Source organism: Sphingomonas sp. UV9 (genome assembly GCF_004101245.1).
In the GTDB taxonomy this organism is placed as follows: Bacteria; Pseudomonadota; Alphaproteobacteria; order Sphingomonadales; family Sphingomonadaceae; genus Sphingomonas.
The window spans coordinates 498681-513011 of sequence record NZ_SCIN01000003.1 but is presented as its reverse complement, the minus strand read 5'-3'; the positions used below and the strand labels follow the sequence as shown (position 1 = coordinate 513011).

Here is a 14331-nt window from a genome sequence, read left to right as displayed (position 1 = left end):
CCGGCATCATCGAAAGTCGCCTTCATGTCCTTTTCAACGAGCATTGGCAGGTTCCGGGATGGCAATCCCGCGCCGTTGTATGTCCAGCTTCAGCAGTTGATCCGCGATGCGATCAACCGCAACGTGCTGGCCAAGGACGACGCGCTGCCGGCCGAACGCGATCTTGCGATAGAATACGACGTGTCGCGCATCACCGTCCGCAAAGCGATCGGCGGGCTGGTCGAGGAAGGTCTGCTCACCCGCCGCCGCGGCGCAGGCACGTTCGTCGCCACTCGCGTCGAGAAGAGCTTCTCGAAGCTGTCGTCCTTCTCGGAGGACATGCAGTCGCGGGGCCGGACGCCGAGCAGCGCGTGGGTCAGCCGCACGATCGGCATGGTGACGCCGGAGGAATCGCTCTCGCTCGGCCTCTCGCCGGGTTCGGCGGTCTACCGGTTCCAGCGCATCCGCTACGCCGACGACACGCCGATGGCGCTCGAATATTCGACGATCGCTGGATACTGCCTGCCGACCATCGATGCCGTTCAGGACTCGTTGTACGAAGCGCTCGAAGCGGCGGGCAACCGTCCGGTGCGCGCGCTGCAACGCCTGCGCGCCGTCCACTTCAGCCCGGAGCATGCCAAGATGCTCGGCGTCGATGCAGGCCATGCCGGCCTGTTCATCGAACGCCGCGGCTTCCTGCGCGATGGCCGGGCCGCCGAATTCACCCAATCCTATTACCGTGGCGACGCCTACGATCTCGTCGCCGAACTCAACGACATCTGACGCCGGCGCACGGGCGCCGGCCGGGGGGCATACCGTGACCGAGATTACCACTGCGACCACCGCGTCGTCGCCGACGCTGATCTCCAATGCGTCGCCGCCGACGCTGATGTTCAGCGAAGCCGCCGAAGCTGCCGACGCCGTCGCGCGGCTGCTCGCCGCCAACCGTGAGGCGCTGACGGCACTTGGCGAGCGCCTCCGCGCCGCGCCTCCCGCGGTGGTCGTCACCTGCGCGCGCGGGTCATCGGATCATGCAGCGACTTATGGCAAATACCTGATCGAGACGCTGCTCGGCGTGCCGGTCGCGTCGGCCGCTCCGTCGGTATCGTCGGTCTATGCCGCACCGATGGCACCCGGCACCGCATTGGTGATCGCGGTGTCGCAGAGCGGCCGCAGCCCCGATCTACTCGCTACCGTGTCCGCCTATCAGACGGCCGGCGCGCATGTCGTCGCGTTCGTCAACGACGAGACGTCGCCGCTCGCCGAGATGGCCGACACGATGATCGCGCTGAAGGCGGGGCCAGAGCGCTCGGTCGCGGCGACCAAATCCTATATCTGCGCCCTCGCGGCGTTCGCGGCGCTGACCGCGGCCTGGTCGCAGAACGACGCGCTGACCAAGGCGATCGATACGCTCCCCGACATGCTCACGCTCGCATTCGGCGCGAACTGGACGTCGGTGGTCGATGCGCTGGCCGACGCCAACAACCTCTTCGTGATCGGTCGCGGCTATGGCTACGGCATCGCGCAGGAAGCGGCGTTGAAGCTCAAGGAAACCTGCGCGCTCCACGCCGAGGCGTTCAGCGCCGCCGAGGTCCGCCACGGACCGATGGCGATCGTCAACGACGGCTTCCCGGTGATCGCGTTCGCCACCTCCGACACGGCCGGCGACGGCGTGCGCGAGGCCGCGGCGGAGTTCCGCGCACGCGGCGCGGTCGTCTGCCTCGCCGATGCGAAGGCAAACTGCGAAGCCGATCCGGCCGCCTATACCGGTCACCCCGCAATCGAACCGATCCTCATGATCCAGAGCTTCTACCGCATGGCCAATTCCCTGTCGCTGCGTCGCGGGCTCAATCCCGATGCGCCACTGCATCTCAGCAAGGTCACGAAGACGGTATGAGCGGGAACGGTATGCGCATGCACGGCATGAACGAGTCCCAGTTCCACGTCGTCAACGGCATCGTCGTCACGCGCGACGGTCTGCTGAACGGCGCGACGATCCGTGTCGTCGGCGACCGGATCGCCTTGATCACGCCGCTCGAGCGGGTCGCGTCCGAGGCGATCGACCTCGACGGTGGCTGGCTGGTCCCCGGCTTCGTCGACACGCAAGTGAACGGTGGCGGCGGCGTGCTGCTCAACGACCAGCCGACCGTCGAGGGCATCGCCGCGATCGGCGCCGCGCACATGCCCTACGGCACGACGGCGTTCATGCCGACGCTGATCAGCGACACGCCCGAGGTGATCGAGGCGACGCTCGACGCGATGGACGCCGCGATCCTGGCGGGCGTGCCCGGCGTGGTCGGCGCGCACATCGAAGGGCCGTGCATCAACCCCGCACGAAAAGGCATCCACGATCCGGCCAAGTTCCGGCTGCTCGACGACGCCATGATCGAGTTGCTGATCCGGCCGCGCAAGGGTCAGGTGATGGTGACGCTCGCCCCCGAACTGACCGACGCGGCGTCGATCGCGCGACTGGTGGCGGGCGGCGTGATCGTCAGCGCAGGCCATACCGACGCGGACTATGAGACGATCGTCGAGGCGATCGGCGGCGGCCTGACCGGGATCACCCACCTGTTCAACGCGATGTCGCCGCTGCTGCACCGCGCGCCCGGCGTCGTCGGTGCGGCGCTCGACGATCGCCACGTCTATTGCGGGCTGATCGCCGACGGTCTGCACGTCCACGATGCCGCGCTGCGTCTCGCGCTCAACGCGCGGCCCAACGACCGGCTGATGCTGGTCAGCGACGCGATGCCGTCGGTCGGCGCGGTCGACAAGGATTTCCGCCTGCAGGGGCGACTGATCCATGTCGAGGAGGGCAAGTGCTTCGGCGAGGACGGGACGCTCGCCGGCTCCGATCTCGACATGGCCGGCGCGGTCCGCAACTTCGTCGCGCGCACGCACGCCGAAGTGCCCGTCGCAGCAGCGATGGCGGCGACCAATCCCGCCGCGTTCCTCCGCCTCGGCCACGAGCGCGGTGCGCTCGCCCCCGGGTTGCGCGCCGACTGGGTCGTCCTCACCGCCGATCTGATGCCCGCGGGCACATGGATCGGCGGCCAACTGGTCGCAGGCAGGACGTAAAGCCATGAAGCCTATCATCCTGACGTCGCCCCTCCAGGGCTGGGCATCGCCACTCGAGGCGGTTCCCGACCCGGTCTTCGCCGAACGGATGATGGGCGACGGGATCGCGGTCGATCCGACCGGCGATTGCCTGTACGCGCCGTGCGATGCGGTCGTGCTGAGCGTGCATGCCAGCGGTCACGCGATCACGCTGCGCACACCGGAAGGCGCCGAGATCCTGATGCATATCGGGCTCGACACGGTCGGGCTTGGCGGTCGCGGGTTCACCCCGTGTGTTGTCGAGGGTGCGACGGTGCAGCGGCTCGATCCGCTGATCCGCTTCGATCTCGACCTGCTGGTCTGCGAAGCGCGCGCGGTCATCACGCCGGTGATCGTGACCAATCCGGAGCGTTTCACGATCGTCCGCCGCGAGACCGACCGGTTGGTCGGCGTCGGCGAGGCGATGATGACGCTCGAACCCCGCGATTCCGCCGATGTGGCCGTGGTCGAAGGCGATACGGTCCGCCGCACGATCGTCGTGCCCTTGGTCCACGGCATCCACGCCCGGCCCGCCGCACGCATCGGCGAGACCGCGCGGAAGTTCGTCTCCGAGGTCAAAATCTCCAAGGACGAGCGCGACGGCAATGTCCGCAGTCCCGTGGCGCTGATGGCGCTGGGGGTAAAGCTCGGCGACGAGATCACGCTCGCAGCCACGGGCCCAGACGCAGCCGACGCGCTCGCCGCGATCGGCGACCTGATCCTCGGCGGCATGGGCGAGAAGGCCGGATCCGGTGCGGCTCCCGCCCCGACCGCCCCCCTGATGCCCCGCGAAGGCGGGGGTCCAGGACCCAGCAGCGCCACCGCTCGTGGCTCCTGGGCCCCCGCCTTCGCGGGGGAACAAGCAGCTGTCCGAAAACACGTCGCGACCCTGCCCGCGGATGGCCGCCTGCCCGGCGTCACCGCCTCCCCCGGCATCGCGATCGGCCAGGCCGGGCTCTTCCGCCTCGCCGAGATCGCCGTCGTCCACCAAGGCGCCGACCCGACCACCGAACGCGCCGCACTCGACGCAGCGCTCGCCACCGTCGCCACCCGCCTCGCCACCAAATCGGCCACCGCGACCGGCGCCGAACGCGCGATCCTTACTGCGCACGCCGCCCTCCTCGACGACCCCACGCTCACCGACGCCGCTTACGCCGCGATCGCCAGCAGCGACAGCGCCGCCTATGCCTGGCGCACCGCGATCCGCGCGCAGGCCGATACGCTTCACGCAACCGGCGACGCACGCCTCGCCGAGCGCGCCGACGACATGCTTGATCTCGAGCGCCAGCTGCTCCGCGCACTCGCCGGCGAGGATCTCGACGAGCGCCTGAGCTTCCCGCCCGGCACGATCCTGTTGGCGGACGATCTGCTCCCCTCGCACCTGCTCGGCCTCGACACCGCATCGATCGTCGGCTTCTGCGTCGAGCGCGGCGGGCCGACCTCGCACGTCGCGATCCTCGCCGCGACGATGGGCCTCCCCGCACTGGTCGCGGTCGGCCCGGCGCTTGCCGAAATCGCTACCGGCACGCCGCTGATCCTTGATGCTGGCGCCGGTCTGCTCCACGTCGCCCCCGAGCCTGAGACGCTGGCAACCGCACAGACCGCGTACGACGCGCAGACCGAACGCCGCCGCGCAGCCCTCGCCAACGCCGCGCGCGAATGTCGCACGCAGGACGGCGTCCGCATCGAAGCCTTCGCCAATCTCGGCTCGGCCGACGACGCCGAAGCCGCGGTCCGTAACGGCGCAGAAGGCTGCGGGCTGCTCCGCACCGAATTCCTCTTCCTCGAACGCGACAGCGCGCCGAGCATCGAGGAACAGACCGCCGATTACCAGCGCATCGCCACCACGCTCGACGGCCGCCCATTGATCGTCCGCCTGCTCGACATCGGTGGCGACAAGCCCGCGCCGTATCTTCCGATCGCCGCGGAAGAGAATCCCGCCCTCGGCCTGCGCGGCATCCGCGTCGGCCTCGCGCACCCCGAGATGCTCGACGCACAGCTGCGCGCGATCCTAGCGGTCCGCCCAGCCGGCCAGTGCCGCATCATGGTGCCGATGATCGCGAGCCTCGCGGAACTGCGCGCCGTCCGCGCCGCGCTCGATGCCGCCGCCGCCGCGATCGGCCACACCGATCACGTCGCGCTCGGCATCATGATCGAGACGCCCGCCGCCGCGATCACCGCCGACCTGCTTGCCAGCGAGGCCGACTTCTTCTCGATCGGCACCAACGACCTGACGCAATATGCGCTCGCGATGGACCGCGGCAATCCGGCGGTGGCGAGCGACCTCGACGGTCTCCACCCTGCCGTCCTCCGCCTGATCGCGCGCACCTGCGAAGGTGGCGCGGTCCACGGCAAATGGACCGGCGTCTGCGGCAGCCTCGCCTCCGATCCGCTCGCGGTGCCGATCCTGATCGGCCTCGGCGTCACCGAACTCTCGTCCGCGCCCGCACTCGTGCCCGAGATCAAGGCGCTGGTCGCGACGCTCACGATCGACGCGTGTCGCGCGCATGCCGCGGCCGCGATGACCTGTATCTCAGCCGCGGACGTGCGAACGCTCGCCCGGGAGTTCCACCCATGAAGTCGCTGCTCGAAGCCCTCCAGCCGCTCGGCCGCGCGCTCATGCTGCCGATCGCGGTGTTGCCCGTCGCAGGGCTGCTACTGCGTCTCGGCCAGCCCGACCTGCTCGACATCGCAGTGCTCAGCGCGGCAGGTGATGCGATCTTCTCCCACCTAGGCCTGCTCTTCGCGATCGGCGTCGCCACCGGCTTCGCGCGCGACGGCAACGGTGCCGCGTGTCTGGCGGGCGTGGTCTGCTACCTCGTCTCGACGCAGGGCGCGCAGGCGTTGATGACCGTCCCCGCCGACGCGCTAAAAGGCTTTACCGGCGACGCGGTCGCGATGGCCACCGCGGCGTGGAAGGCCAAGGCGATCGCCCGGCTCGACGTGCCGATCGGCATCCTCTCGGGCCTGATCGGCGGCAGTTTCTACAACCGCTTCTCGACCATCGCGCTCCCCGAATACCTCGCCTTTTTCGGCGGCCGCCGGTTCGTGCCGATCGTCAGCGGCGTCGCGGGCCTTGTGCTCGGACTGATCGTAGGCCTCGGCTTCGGCGCGCTGAGCGCTGGCATCGACGGCCTCAGCTACGGCATCAGCGGCGCGGGCGGCTTCGGCCTGTTCGCGTTCGGGCTCCTTAACCGCCTGCTGCTCGTTACCGGGCTGCACCATCTGCTCAACAACATCGTCTGGTTCGTCGCCGGCGATTATAACGGTACCACGGGCGATCTCCGTCGCTTCTTCGCGGGCGATCCGACCGCGGGCGCGTTCATGGCCGGCTTCTTCCCGGTGATGATGTTCGGCCTCCCCGCCGCCTGCCTCGCCATGTACCACGCCGCGTTGCCAGAGCGGCGCAAGGCGGTCGGCGGCATGCTGCTCAGCCTCGCGCTCACGTCCGCGCTGACCGGCGTGACCGAGCCGATCGAGTTCAGCTTCATGTTCCTGGCGCCCGTGCTCTACGCGATCCACGCGGTGCTGACGGGCGTGTCGATGGCGTTGATGAACGCGCTCGGCGTGAAGCTCGGCTTCGGCTTCTCCGCCGGGCTGTTCGATTACGTGCTGAACTACGGCAAGGCGACCAAGCCGCTGCTGCTGATCCCGGTCGGCCTCGCCTATGCCGCGATCTACTATGTCCTGTTCCGCACCGTCATCAAACGCCTCGACCTGCCGACGCCGGGTCGCGAGCGCGATGCGCCGGTAGCGGCCGCTATGATCGCCAAGAGCGAACGGGGTGCCGCCTTCGCCGAAGCACTCGGCGGGGCCGCCAACCTGACCAGCGTCGGCGCCTGCACGACCCGGCTACGGCTGATCGTCGTGAACCAGAAGCACGTCGACGCGGCCCGTCTCAAGGCGCTCGGCGCACGCGGTCTGATCCGCCCTTCGGCCAACGCACTGCAGATCGTGCTCGGCCCGATCGCCGATTCGGTCGCAGTCGAAATCCGCGACGCGATCGCAGCGCCGATCGAGGCGACTAGCCCTCCCCCTTCGGCCGCAGCACCGGCAACCGCCGCCACCAACGACGTCCGACTGACCCCCGCCACCGTCGCCGCACTCGGCGGTGCGGAGAATGTGGAGGCGGCCAGCCAGCACGGCACCCGCCTGCGGATCCGCCTGAAAGATGTCGACCGCGCTTCGACCCCCGCACTCGAGGCGCTGGGCATCCACGCGATCGCACGGCCGGCGCCCGGCCTGCTCCACCTGCTGCTGGCCGGGGACGCCGACGCGGCGATCATCGCAGTCTGACCGCGCGCCCTGTCGGCATCCCCGGTCTGGAGGATGCCGACAGGTTATGAACCCGGGCGGTCAGGCGGCGAGTGCGTCCAGCAGCGCCCGTGCGGCGGCGGCCGACGAACCGGGGTTCTGCCCGGTGATGAGCAGGCCGTCCTGCACCACGTACGAGCCCCAGTCCGGACCCCGCGAATAGACGCCGCCCTTGGCCGTCAGTTCGTCCTCGACGAGGAACGGCACCACGTCGGTCAAGCCGACTGCATCCTCTTCCGAATTGGCGAACCCCGTCACTGTCTTGCCCTCGACCAGCGGACGACCGTCGGCGGTCTTGACGTGACGCAGGACACCCGGCGCATGGCACACGAGCGCCACCGGCTTGCCGGCCGCGAGCGTGGTTTCGATGAGATCGATCGAGGTGGCATCCTCGGCCAGGTCCCAGAGCGGGCCGTGCCCACCGGGGTAGAACACGGTGTCGAAGTCGGTCGCCGAGACGTCCGCCAGTTTCACGGTGCTGGCCAACGCCGCCTGGGCCTCGCCGTCCGCTTCGAAGCGGCGCGTGTCGTCGGTCTGGCTGTCGGGCTCGTTGCTCTTGGGATCGAGCGGCGGCTGCCCGCCCTTGGGCGAGGCCAGCGTGATCTCGGCGCCGGCATCCTTGAAGATGTAATAGGGCGCCGCGAGCTCCTCGAGCCAGAAGCCGGTCTTGCGTCCGGTGTCGCCAAGCGTGTCGTGCGACGTGAGTATCATCAGGATCTTCATGCGATGTCCTTGCATATCTTGGAGCGGCCAAGCCGATGGATGATACCTAGGCATCATTAGACCGGTCGTCTAGTAACAATCTTGAGTCGATTACGTTCCTTTGTTCTTGTGTGACGGCCGATGCAAGCAGCGCAGCGACGCCAAGCCGAAGATTACTAGACGATTGGTCTATGGCTCGATAGGGAGTGCCATGGTACCTTCAGAACACGAACCCGGCTCACGATCGACGATCCTGGCGGCGGGCCAGAGGATCATGAGCCGCAAGGGCTTTTCCGCCGTCGGCCTGACCGAAATCCTGAAGGAGGCGGGCGTCCCCAAGGGGTCGTTCTACCATTATTTCGCTTCGAAGGACGCATTCGGCGAGGCCATGCTCTCGGCCTATTTCGAGGGCTATCACGACGACATGGACGTGCTGTTCGCCAAGCCCGGCCTGACCGCGGCGGAGCGACTGATGCTGTATTTCGCGGCATGGCGCGAGACCCAGGGGGCGTTCGAGTGCCAGGGGCGCTGCCTCGCCGTGAAGCTGGGTGCCGAAGTCGCCGATCTGTCCGAGCCGATGCGCCTCGCCCTGAAGGCCGGGACGACCGGCATCGTGGCGCGCATGGCCGAAGCGATCGAGGCCGGCGTGGCGGACCGCTCGCTCTCCACGGTCGAGCCACCGGCCGAACTCGCCGCATCGCTCTATCATCTGTGGCTCGGGGCCAGCGTGATGGTCAAGATCGTCCGCACGCAGGATCCGTTCGAGACCGCGCTCAGAACCACGCGTCGGTTATTGGGTATGACGCTCCCGCCCCGATAACCCGGCGACCGCGTCGGCATACGAACCCGATTGACCGGCGGCGGCGGCAACCGATCCGCGAACCGGAACCGATCGCCGCGATCCGTCATTCACATGGCCTTCGCAGCGTTTGCGACCTAGGCGAACCCGATGACCGACAAAACCTCCGCCCCCTTGATGCAACCCGGCGAATTCATCGCCTTCGTCGCGGCGCTGATGGCGGTCAACGCGCTCGGCGTCGACCTGATGCTGCCCGCGCTCGCGGATATCGGCCATCAGCTCGGCATCGCCACCGCCAACCACCGGCAATGGATCATCACCGCGTACATGCTCGGGTTCGGCGCTGGCCAGCTCGTCTACGGTCCGTTGGCGGATCGGTACGGGCGCAAGCCGATCCTGCTGGTGACGCTCGCCGACTTCGTCGCAGCCAGCATCTTCGCCGCCGGATCGCAGACCTTCGCCGCGTTGCTCGGCGCCCGTGTCCTCCAGGGGCTGATGTCCGCCTCCACGCGCGTGCTCGCCGTCGCGATCGTCCGCGACCGCTATTCCGGACGCCAGATGGCGCGCACGCTGTCGGTGGCGCAGATGATCTTCTTCCTCGTGCCGATCATGGCGCCCAGCCTCGGCCAGCTGCTGCTGGCGTTCGGTCCGTGGCGGTTCATCTTCTATGCCCTGGCCGGGTTTGCGGCGCTGGTACTCGCCTGGTCCGCTATCCGGCTCGGAGAATCACTGCCGGTCGACCGTCGGACTCCCTTGTCGCTCGGCGCACTGCGCGCCGCCTACACGCTGACGCTGACGAACAGGTTCTCGGCGGGATATGCGGTCGCCGCGTCGATGACCTTCGGCGGCATCATCGCCTTTGTGTCATCGGCCCAGCAGATCTTCGTCGACGAGTTTCATGCCGGCGAGCGTTTCACCATCCTGTTCGCGGTCTGCGCCTTTTCGATGGGGTGTGCATCGTTCGCCAACAGTCGGCTGGTCGAGCGCCTGGGGACGCGACTGATCTCGCAAGCCGCGGTATTCGCGCTGATCGGCCTGTCGCTGCTGCATATCGGCGTGATCGCGACCGGGCTGGAATCGCTGTGGACCTACATGCTGTTCCAGGCGCTGAGCATGACCTGTATCGGCCTGTGCGGCTCCAATTTCGGTGCCATGGCGATGGAGCCGGTAGGGCATATCGCGGGGACCGCCTCGTCGATCCAGGGGTTCATCACCAGCGTCGGCGCAGTGATCGTCGGGTCGCTGATCGGGCAGTCCTATAACGGCACCACCTATCCCCTGGCGATCGGATATCTCGCGATCGGCCTGGGTGTCCTGGCGGTCGTCTACGCCGTCGAAGGCGGCAAACTCTTCCGCGCACGCCACGCCGGCGCCGAGCAGCCGCCCACGCCCTAGACCGACACTCCTTGCCCTACGGCGCTCTTCCGCCGACCATAAACGAAGTAGAGCGCCAGCCCGGCGGCATTCCAGATGACGAAGCGCACGAGCGTCGACGTCGGCAAGCTCGCCAGCAGATACAGGCAGCCGAGCACGGTCACCGCGCCGACCACATACGCGGCCGGGCAACGGAACAGGCGCGGCAGATGCGGCGCGGTGCGGCGCAGCACCATCAGGCACACGCCCACCGAGATGAACGCGATCAGCGTCCCCGCATTGGCGAGTTCGGCAATCTCGTCGAGCCGGAAGAAGCCCGCGACCGCGGCGATCGACAACCCGGTCAGCAGCGTGATCAGCGTCGGCGATCCGGTCCGCTTGCTGACCTTGGCGAGACCGCGCGGGAGCAGGCCGTCGCGCGCCATCACGAAGAAGATCCGGCTCTGCCCGTACATCATCACCAGGATCACCGACGGCAGCGCGATCACCGCCGCCAGCGCGATGATCTGCGCCGCGAACGGCTGGCTCAACTGGCGCAGCACCAGCGCGAGCGGCTCGGGCGAATTGGCGAGCTGCGTGAACGGCACCGCGCCGATCGCGCTGACCGCCACCGCCATGTAAATCACCGTGCAGACCAGCATCGAACCGACGATGCCGATCGTCAGGTCGCGCTTGGGATTCTTGGTCTCCTCCGCCGAGGTCGCCACCGCATCGAAGCCGTAGAAGGCGAAGAACACGATCGCCGCGGCCGCCATCACGCCGCGCTTGTGCCCGCCGACCTCGGTCGATCCGAAGCCGTAGGGCATGAACGGGTGGAGGTTGTCGGCCTTGAACGCGGGCGCCGCGTAGATCACGAACACCGTCAGCGCGACGAGCTTGATCAGCACCAGCACGATGTTCAGCGTCGCGCTCTGCCGCGTCCCGAGGATCAGCATCCCCATCACGCCAAGCGACACCAACACCGCCGGCATGTTGACGAGCCCGCCGCCATGCGGCCCGACCAGCAACGCTTGCGGCAGGTGGATCCCCGCCGCCTCGATCCAGCCGACCAGATAGCCCGACCAGCCGACCGCGACCGTCGAACACGCCAGCGAATATTCGAGGATCAGGCTCCAGCCGACCACCCAGGCGATACCCTCGCCCAGCGCGGTGTAGCTGAACGTGTACGCGCTCCCGGCGGCGGGGATCAGCGTCGCGAGTTCGGTGTAGGCGAGCGCGGCGCACGCGCAGATCACGCCGCAGATCACGAAGGCGAGGATCACGCCCGGCCCCGCGCGTTCGGCGCCGACGCCGACCAGCGTATAGATCCCGGTGCCGACGATCGCGCCCACCCCGAGCGCGATCAGATGCGGCCAGCTCAGCGTCTTGGCGAGGCTGTGTTCCTGGCTATGGGCTGACGATTCGAACGATTTACGCGGTCCAAACATGCCCATCCCCGGTTGTGATCTCTAGTCGCGCGCTGTTACGAACTGGAAGCGCAGGTCGGTCAGCGTCGATTGAATATGGCTGGTCAGCAGCGTCAGCATGCGATCGTCGTCGCGCGCGAGCCATGCGTCGAGCAACTGGCGATGCTCGAGATGCGCGCGATCCTCACGCCCCGCCGGCCGCAGATGCGCGACGACATAGCGCTCGGCGAGGATCGCCAGCCGCTCGACCATCTGCGTGGTCAGCAGGCGACGGCCGGGCCGGACGAGCGCGGTGTGGAACACGCGGTTGCGGATCGCGACCTCAGCCAGCCGCTCGCTCGCGGCGTTGTCGAGTTCCTCAAACGCAAGGATGGCGATCGCGCGATCCGAATCGTTCGCGACGGTCGACGCATAAGCCGCCGCCTGCGGCTCGATGCTGAGGCGGAGCGCGAAGATGTCGTCCGCCTCGTCCGCCGACATCGGCTGGACCGAATAGCCGCGATTGGCGTGGCTGGTCAGCAGGCCCTCCTGCTCGAGCCGCGCAAGTGCCTCGCGCAGCGGGATCTTGCTGACCCCGAGTTCGGTCGCCAGCGCATCCTGGCGGATCGCGGTATGCCCCGCGAGCTTGCCCGTGACGATCTGTTCGCGGACGATCTCGAACACCTGTTCGGACAGCGTGCGGACGACGATACTCATAGGAAGAAGGCTCCGGGGGCAGAAGTGCTGCACCAGCATAGCCTACACTTCATGAAAAACGGCTCACGAAACTTGGAACCCTTCCCAGAAGGCATCCTCGCGGTCGATCCAGATCGTGTTGAACCCCGTCGCGACCGCCGATCCCTCGATCGACGGGATGATCGCGGGGGTGTCGCCGAGCGTAGTCTCGGCCTCGACACGGCCGATGAAGCGGCTGCCGATATAGCTTTCGTGGACGAACCGGTCGCCGACCGACAAACGCCCCTTGTCGGCGAGATGCGCGAGCCGAGCGGAGGTGCCGGTGCCGCACGGGCTGCGGTCGATCGCCTTGTCGCCGTAGAATACTGCGTTGCGGCCATCCGCGCCGTCATGGCGCGGCACGTCCGCCCACAGCACGTGGCTCACGCCGCGGATCGTCGGGTCGAGCGGGTGGACGGGTTCGAACTTGGCCCGCACCGCCTCGCGAACGCGGCCGCTGAGCGCGATGATCTCCGCGGCACCCAGGTCGTCGAGGCCGGTATAGCGCCCCTGCCGCTCGACGATCGCGTAATAATTGCCGCCATAGGCCACGTCGATGACGAGCGGCCCGATCCCCTCGATATCGACGGCGATCCCGCGCGCCGCGACGTAGGACGGGACGTTGGTGATCCGTACCGACGTCACCTTCGCGCCCCGCGTCTCGTAGGCAACGTCGATCACGCCCGCCGGCACCTCGATCCGCAACCGGCCCGGCACCGCAGGCTGGATCAGCCCGTGTTCGAGCCCGAACGTCACCATCCCGATCGTGCCGTGCCCGCACATCGGCAGGCATCCGCTCGTCTCGATGAACAATATGCCGATATCGGTGTCGTCACGCGTCGGCGGGTAGAGGAACCCGCCCGACATCATGTCGTGCCCGCGCGGTTCGAAGCAGAGCCCGGTCCTGATCCAGTCGAACCGGTTCAGGAAGTCCTGCCGCCGCTCCGACATCGACGCCCCCTTCAGCAACGGCGCCCCGCCCGCGACGAGGCGGACCGGATTACCGGCCGTGTGGCCGTCGATGCAGAAGAAGGTGTGGCGCATCAGGCCGAGAGCGTCGGGCGCGTCGCCGCGGCCTGCTCGACCATCGCGATCACCTCGGCCCGACGCGCACCGATGAGCGGATAGCGCGGTGGCAGGACGCGTTCGGAGCCACGCCCCATCACTTGCTCGGCGAGCTTGATCGACTGGACCAGGTCATGCTCGGCATCGAGATGGAGCAGCGGCATGAACCAGCGATAGATCTCCATCGCCTTGGCATGATCGCCGCGCTGGAACGCGTTGACCAGCTCGACCGATTCCCGCGGAAACGCGTTGGTGAGTCCGGACACCCAGCCCTGCGCTCCCAGATACAGCCCCTCGAGCGCGACGTCGTCGAGCCCCGCGAACAGCACGTACCGATCGCCGAACGCCGTCTTCACGTCGGTGAAGCGCCGCGTGTCGGGCGCCGATTCCTTGACCGCGACAATGTTCGTCACGTCGACCAGCGCCGCGAGCACCTCGTTGTCGATCTGGGTCCGGTACGCGGGCGGGTTGTTGTACAGCATGATCGGCAGGCCGACCGCATTTGCGACGCCCTTGAAATGCTCGACCAGTTCGTGCGGCTTGGGCACATAGACCATCGGCGGCAACAGCATCAGACCGTCCGCGCCGACCTTCTCGGCGGCTTGCGCATACCGCACCGCGCGGCGCGTATCATATTCCGAGACGCCGGTGATGACCGGCACGCGGCCGTCGACCGCCTCGACGATCGCGGTCAGCACTTCGACCTTTTCATCATAGTCGAACGAGTTATTCTCGCCGACCGTGCCGAGCGCGATCACCCCGGTCACACCGTCGCGGATGAGATCGTCGACGACACGTTGCGTATCGGCAAGATCGACCGTCAGGTCCTCGCGGATCTGAGTCGTTACGGCCGGAAATACACCCTTCCACTCGACGGACATTCTG

The 14331-nt window shown here is 67.9% G+C and carries 12 protein-coding genes; 7 read left to right on the top strand and 5 right to left on the bottom strand.

Translation table 11 applies throughout. From position 1 onward, the window contains the following. Nucleotides 1–24: 24 nt before the first annotated feature. The 5 genes from EQZ23_RS14700 to nagE all read left to right on the top strand — a co-directional run bounded on the left by EQZ23_RS14700 (nt 25) and on the right by nagE (nt 7368). Nucleotides 25–762 (top strand): GntR family transcriptional regulator, encoded by a 738-nt coding sequence (locus EQZ23_RS14700; RefSeq protein WP_128455172.1) that lies wholly within the window; start codon nt 25–27, stop codon nt 760–762. Between the two features lie 106 nt (nt 763–868). After that, nucleotides 869–1876, top strand: a complete 1008-nt coding sequence (locus EQZ23_RS14695; RefSeq protein WP_128455607.1) for an SIS domain-containing protein — start codon at nt 869–871, stop codon at nt 1874–1876. Nucleotides 1877–1902: 26 nt separating this feature from the next. Then, the gene (nagA, locus tag EQZ23_RS14690; protein ID WP_128455171.1) at nt 1903–3054 is read left to right on the top strand and encodes an N-acetylglucosamine-6-phosphate deacetylase; all 1152 of its coding nucleotides are present in this window, start codon (nt 1903–1905) and stop codon (nt 3052–3054) included. Between the two features lie 4 nt (nt 3055–3058). After that, complete coding sequence (gene ptsP / locus EQZ23_RS14685; RefSeq protein ID WP_128455170.1) at nt 3059–5650, top strand: phosphoenolpyruvate--protein phosphotransferase; 2592 nt, start codon at nt 3059–3061, stop codon at nt 5648–5650. Then, the gene (gene nagE / locus EQZ23_RS14680; protein ID WP_128455169.1) at nt 5647–7368 is read left to right on the top strand and encodes an N-acetylglucosamine-specific PTS transporter subunit IIBC; all 1722 of its coding nucleotides are present in this window, start codon (nt 5647–5649) and stop codon (nt 7366–7368) included. Before ptsP ends, nagE begins: the two co-directional genes overlap by 4 nt. Nucleotides 7369–7428: 60 nt before the next feature. On the opposite strand, the gene EQZ23_RS14675 is transcribed toward nagE, so the two are convergent. After that, nucleotides 7429–8109 (bottom strand): type 1 glutamine amidotransferase domain-containing protein, encoded by a 681-nt coding sequence (locus EQZ23_RS14675; protein WP_128455168.1) that lies wholly within the window; start codon nt 8107–8109, stop codon nt 7429–7431. A gap of 190 nt (nt 8110–8299) precedes the next feature. Here EQZ23_RS14675 and EQZ23_RS14670 point away from each other — a divergent pair, with 190 nt between their 5' ends. Together EQZ23_RS14670 and EQZ23_RS14665 are read left to right on the top strand one after the other, a co-directional pair. Further along, on the top strand, nt 8300–8908 hold the full coding sequence (locus EQZ23_RS14670) for a TetR/AcrR family transcriptional regulator (RefSeq protein ID WP_128455167.1): 609 nt from the start codon (nt 8300–8302) through the stop codon (nt 8906–8908). A 156-nt stretch (nt 8909–9064) separates the two neighbouring features. Continuing rightward, a complete protein-coding gene (locus EQZ23_RS14665) occupies nt 9065–10282 on the top strand; it encodes a multidrug effflux MFS transporter (protein ID WP_128455606.1) in 1218 nt (405 codons plus the stop codon). On the opposite strand, the gene EQZ23_RS14660 is transcribed toward EQZ23_RS14665, so the two are convergent. From EQZ23_RS14660 to EQZ23_RS14645, 4 genes are all read right to left on the bottom strand, one after another. Further along, nucleotides 10279–11688: an amino acid permease gene (locus tag EQZ23_RS14660; RefSeq protein ID WP_240663593.1), complete on the bottom strand. Its 1410-nt coding sequence runs from the start codon at nt 11686–11688 to the stop codon at nt 10279–10281. The two genes, EQZ23_RS14665 and EQZ23_RS14660, sit on opposite strands and share 4 nt — an antisense overlap. A 21-nt stretch (nt 11689–11709) precedes the next feature. Further along, the gene (locus EQZ23_RS14655) at nt 11710–12363 is read right to left on the bottom strand and encodes a GntR family transcriptional regulator (RefSeq protein ID WP_128455165.1); all 654 of its coding nucleotides are present in this window, start codon (nt 12361–12363) and stop codon (nt 11710–11712) included. Between the two features lie 63 nt (nt 12364–12426). After that, a complete protein-coding gene (locus EQZ23_RS14650) occupies nt 12427–13425 on the bottom strand; it encodes a 4-hydroxyproline epimerase (protein ID WP_128455164.1) in 999 nt (332 codons plus the stop codon). Continuing rightward, the gene (locus EQZ23_RS14645) at nt 13425–14327 is read right to left on the bottom strand and encodes a dihydrodipicolinate synthase family protein (RefSeq protein ID WP_128455163.1); all 903 of its coding nucleotides are present in this window, start codon (nt 14325–14327) and stop codon (nt 13425–13427) included. Before EQZ23_RS14645 ends, EQZ23_RS14650 begins: the two co-directional genes overlap by 1 nt. Between the last annotated feature and the right edge of the window lie 4 nt (nt 14328–14331).

Coding starts and splice junctions, on each gene's coding strand:
- EQZ23_RS14700 (WP_128455172.1), top strand. CDS start 25: ATGTCCTTTTCAACGAGCATTGGCAGGTTCCGGGATGGCAATCCCGCG.
- EQZ23_RS14695 (WP_128455607.1), top strand. CDS start 869: ATGTTCAGCGAAGCCGCCGAAGCTGCCGACGCCGTCGCGCGGCTGCTC.
- nagA (WP_128455171.1), top strand. CDS start 1,903: ATGAACGAGTCCCAGTTCCACGTCGTCAACGGCATCGTCGTCACGCGC.
- ptsP (WP_128455170.1), top strand. CDS start 3,059: ATGAAGCCTATCATCCTGACGTCGCCCCTCCAGGGCTGGGCATCGCCA.
- nagE (WP_128455169.1), top strand. CDS start 5,647: ATGAAGTCGCTGCTCGAAGCCCTCCAGCCGCTCGGCCGCGCGCTCATG.
- EQZ23_RS14675 (WP_128455168.1), bottom strand. CDS start 8,109: ATGAAGATCCTGATGATACTCACGTCGCACGACACGCTTGGCGACACC.
- EQZ23_RS14670 (WP_128455167.1), top strand. CDS start 8,300: ATGGTACCTTCAGAACACGAACCCGGCTCACGATCGACGATCCTGGCG.
- EQZ23_RS14665 (WP_128455606.1), top strand. CDS start 9,065: ATGCAACCCGGCGAATTCATCGCCTTCGTCGCGGCGCTGATGGCGGTC.
- EQZ23_RS14660 (WP_240663593.1), bottom strand. CDS start 11,688: ATGTTTGGACCGCGTAAATCGTTCGAATCGTCAGCCCATAGCCAGGAA.
- EQZ23_RS14655 (WP_128455165.1), bottom strand. CDS start 12,363: ATGAGTATCGTCGTCCGCACGCTGTCCGAACAGGTGTTCGAGATCGTC.
- EQZ23_RS14650 (WP_128455164.1), bottom strand. CDS start 13,425: ATGCGCCACACCTTCTTCTGCATCGACGGCCACACGGCCGGTAATCCG.
- EQZ23_RS14645 (WP_128455163.1), bottom strand. CDS start 14,327: ATGTCCGTCGAGTGGAAGGGTGTATTTCCGGCCGTAACGACTCAGATC.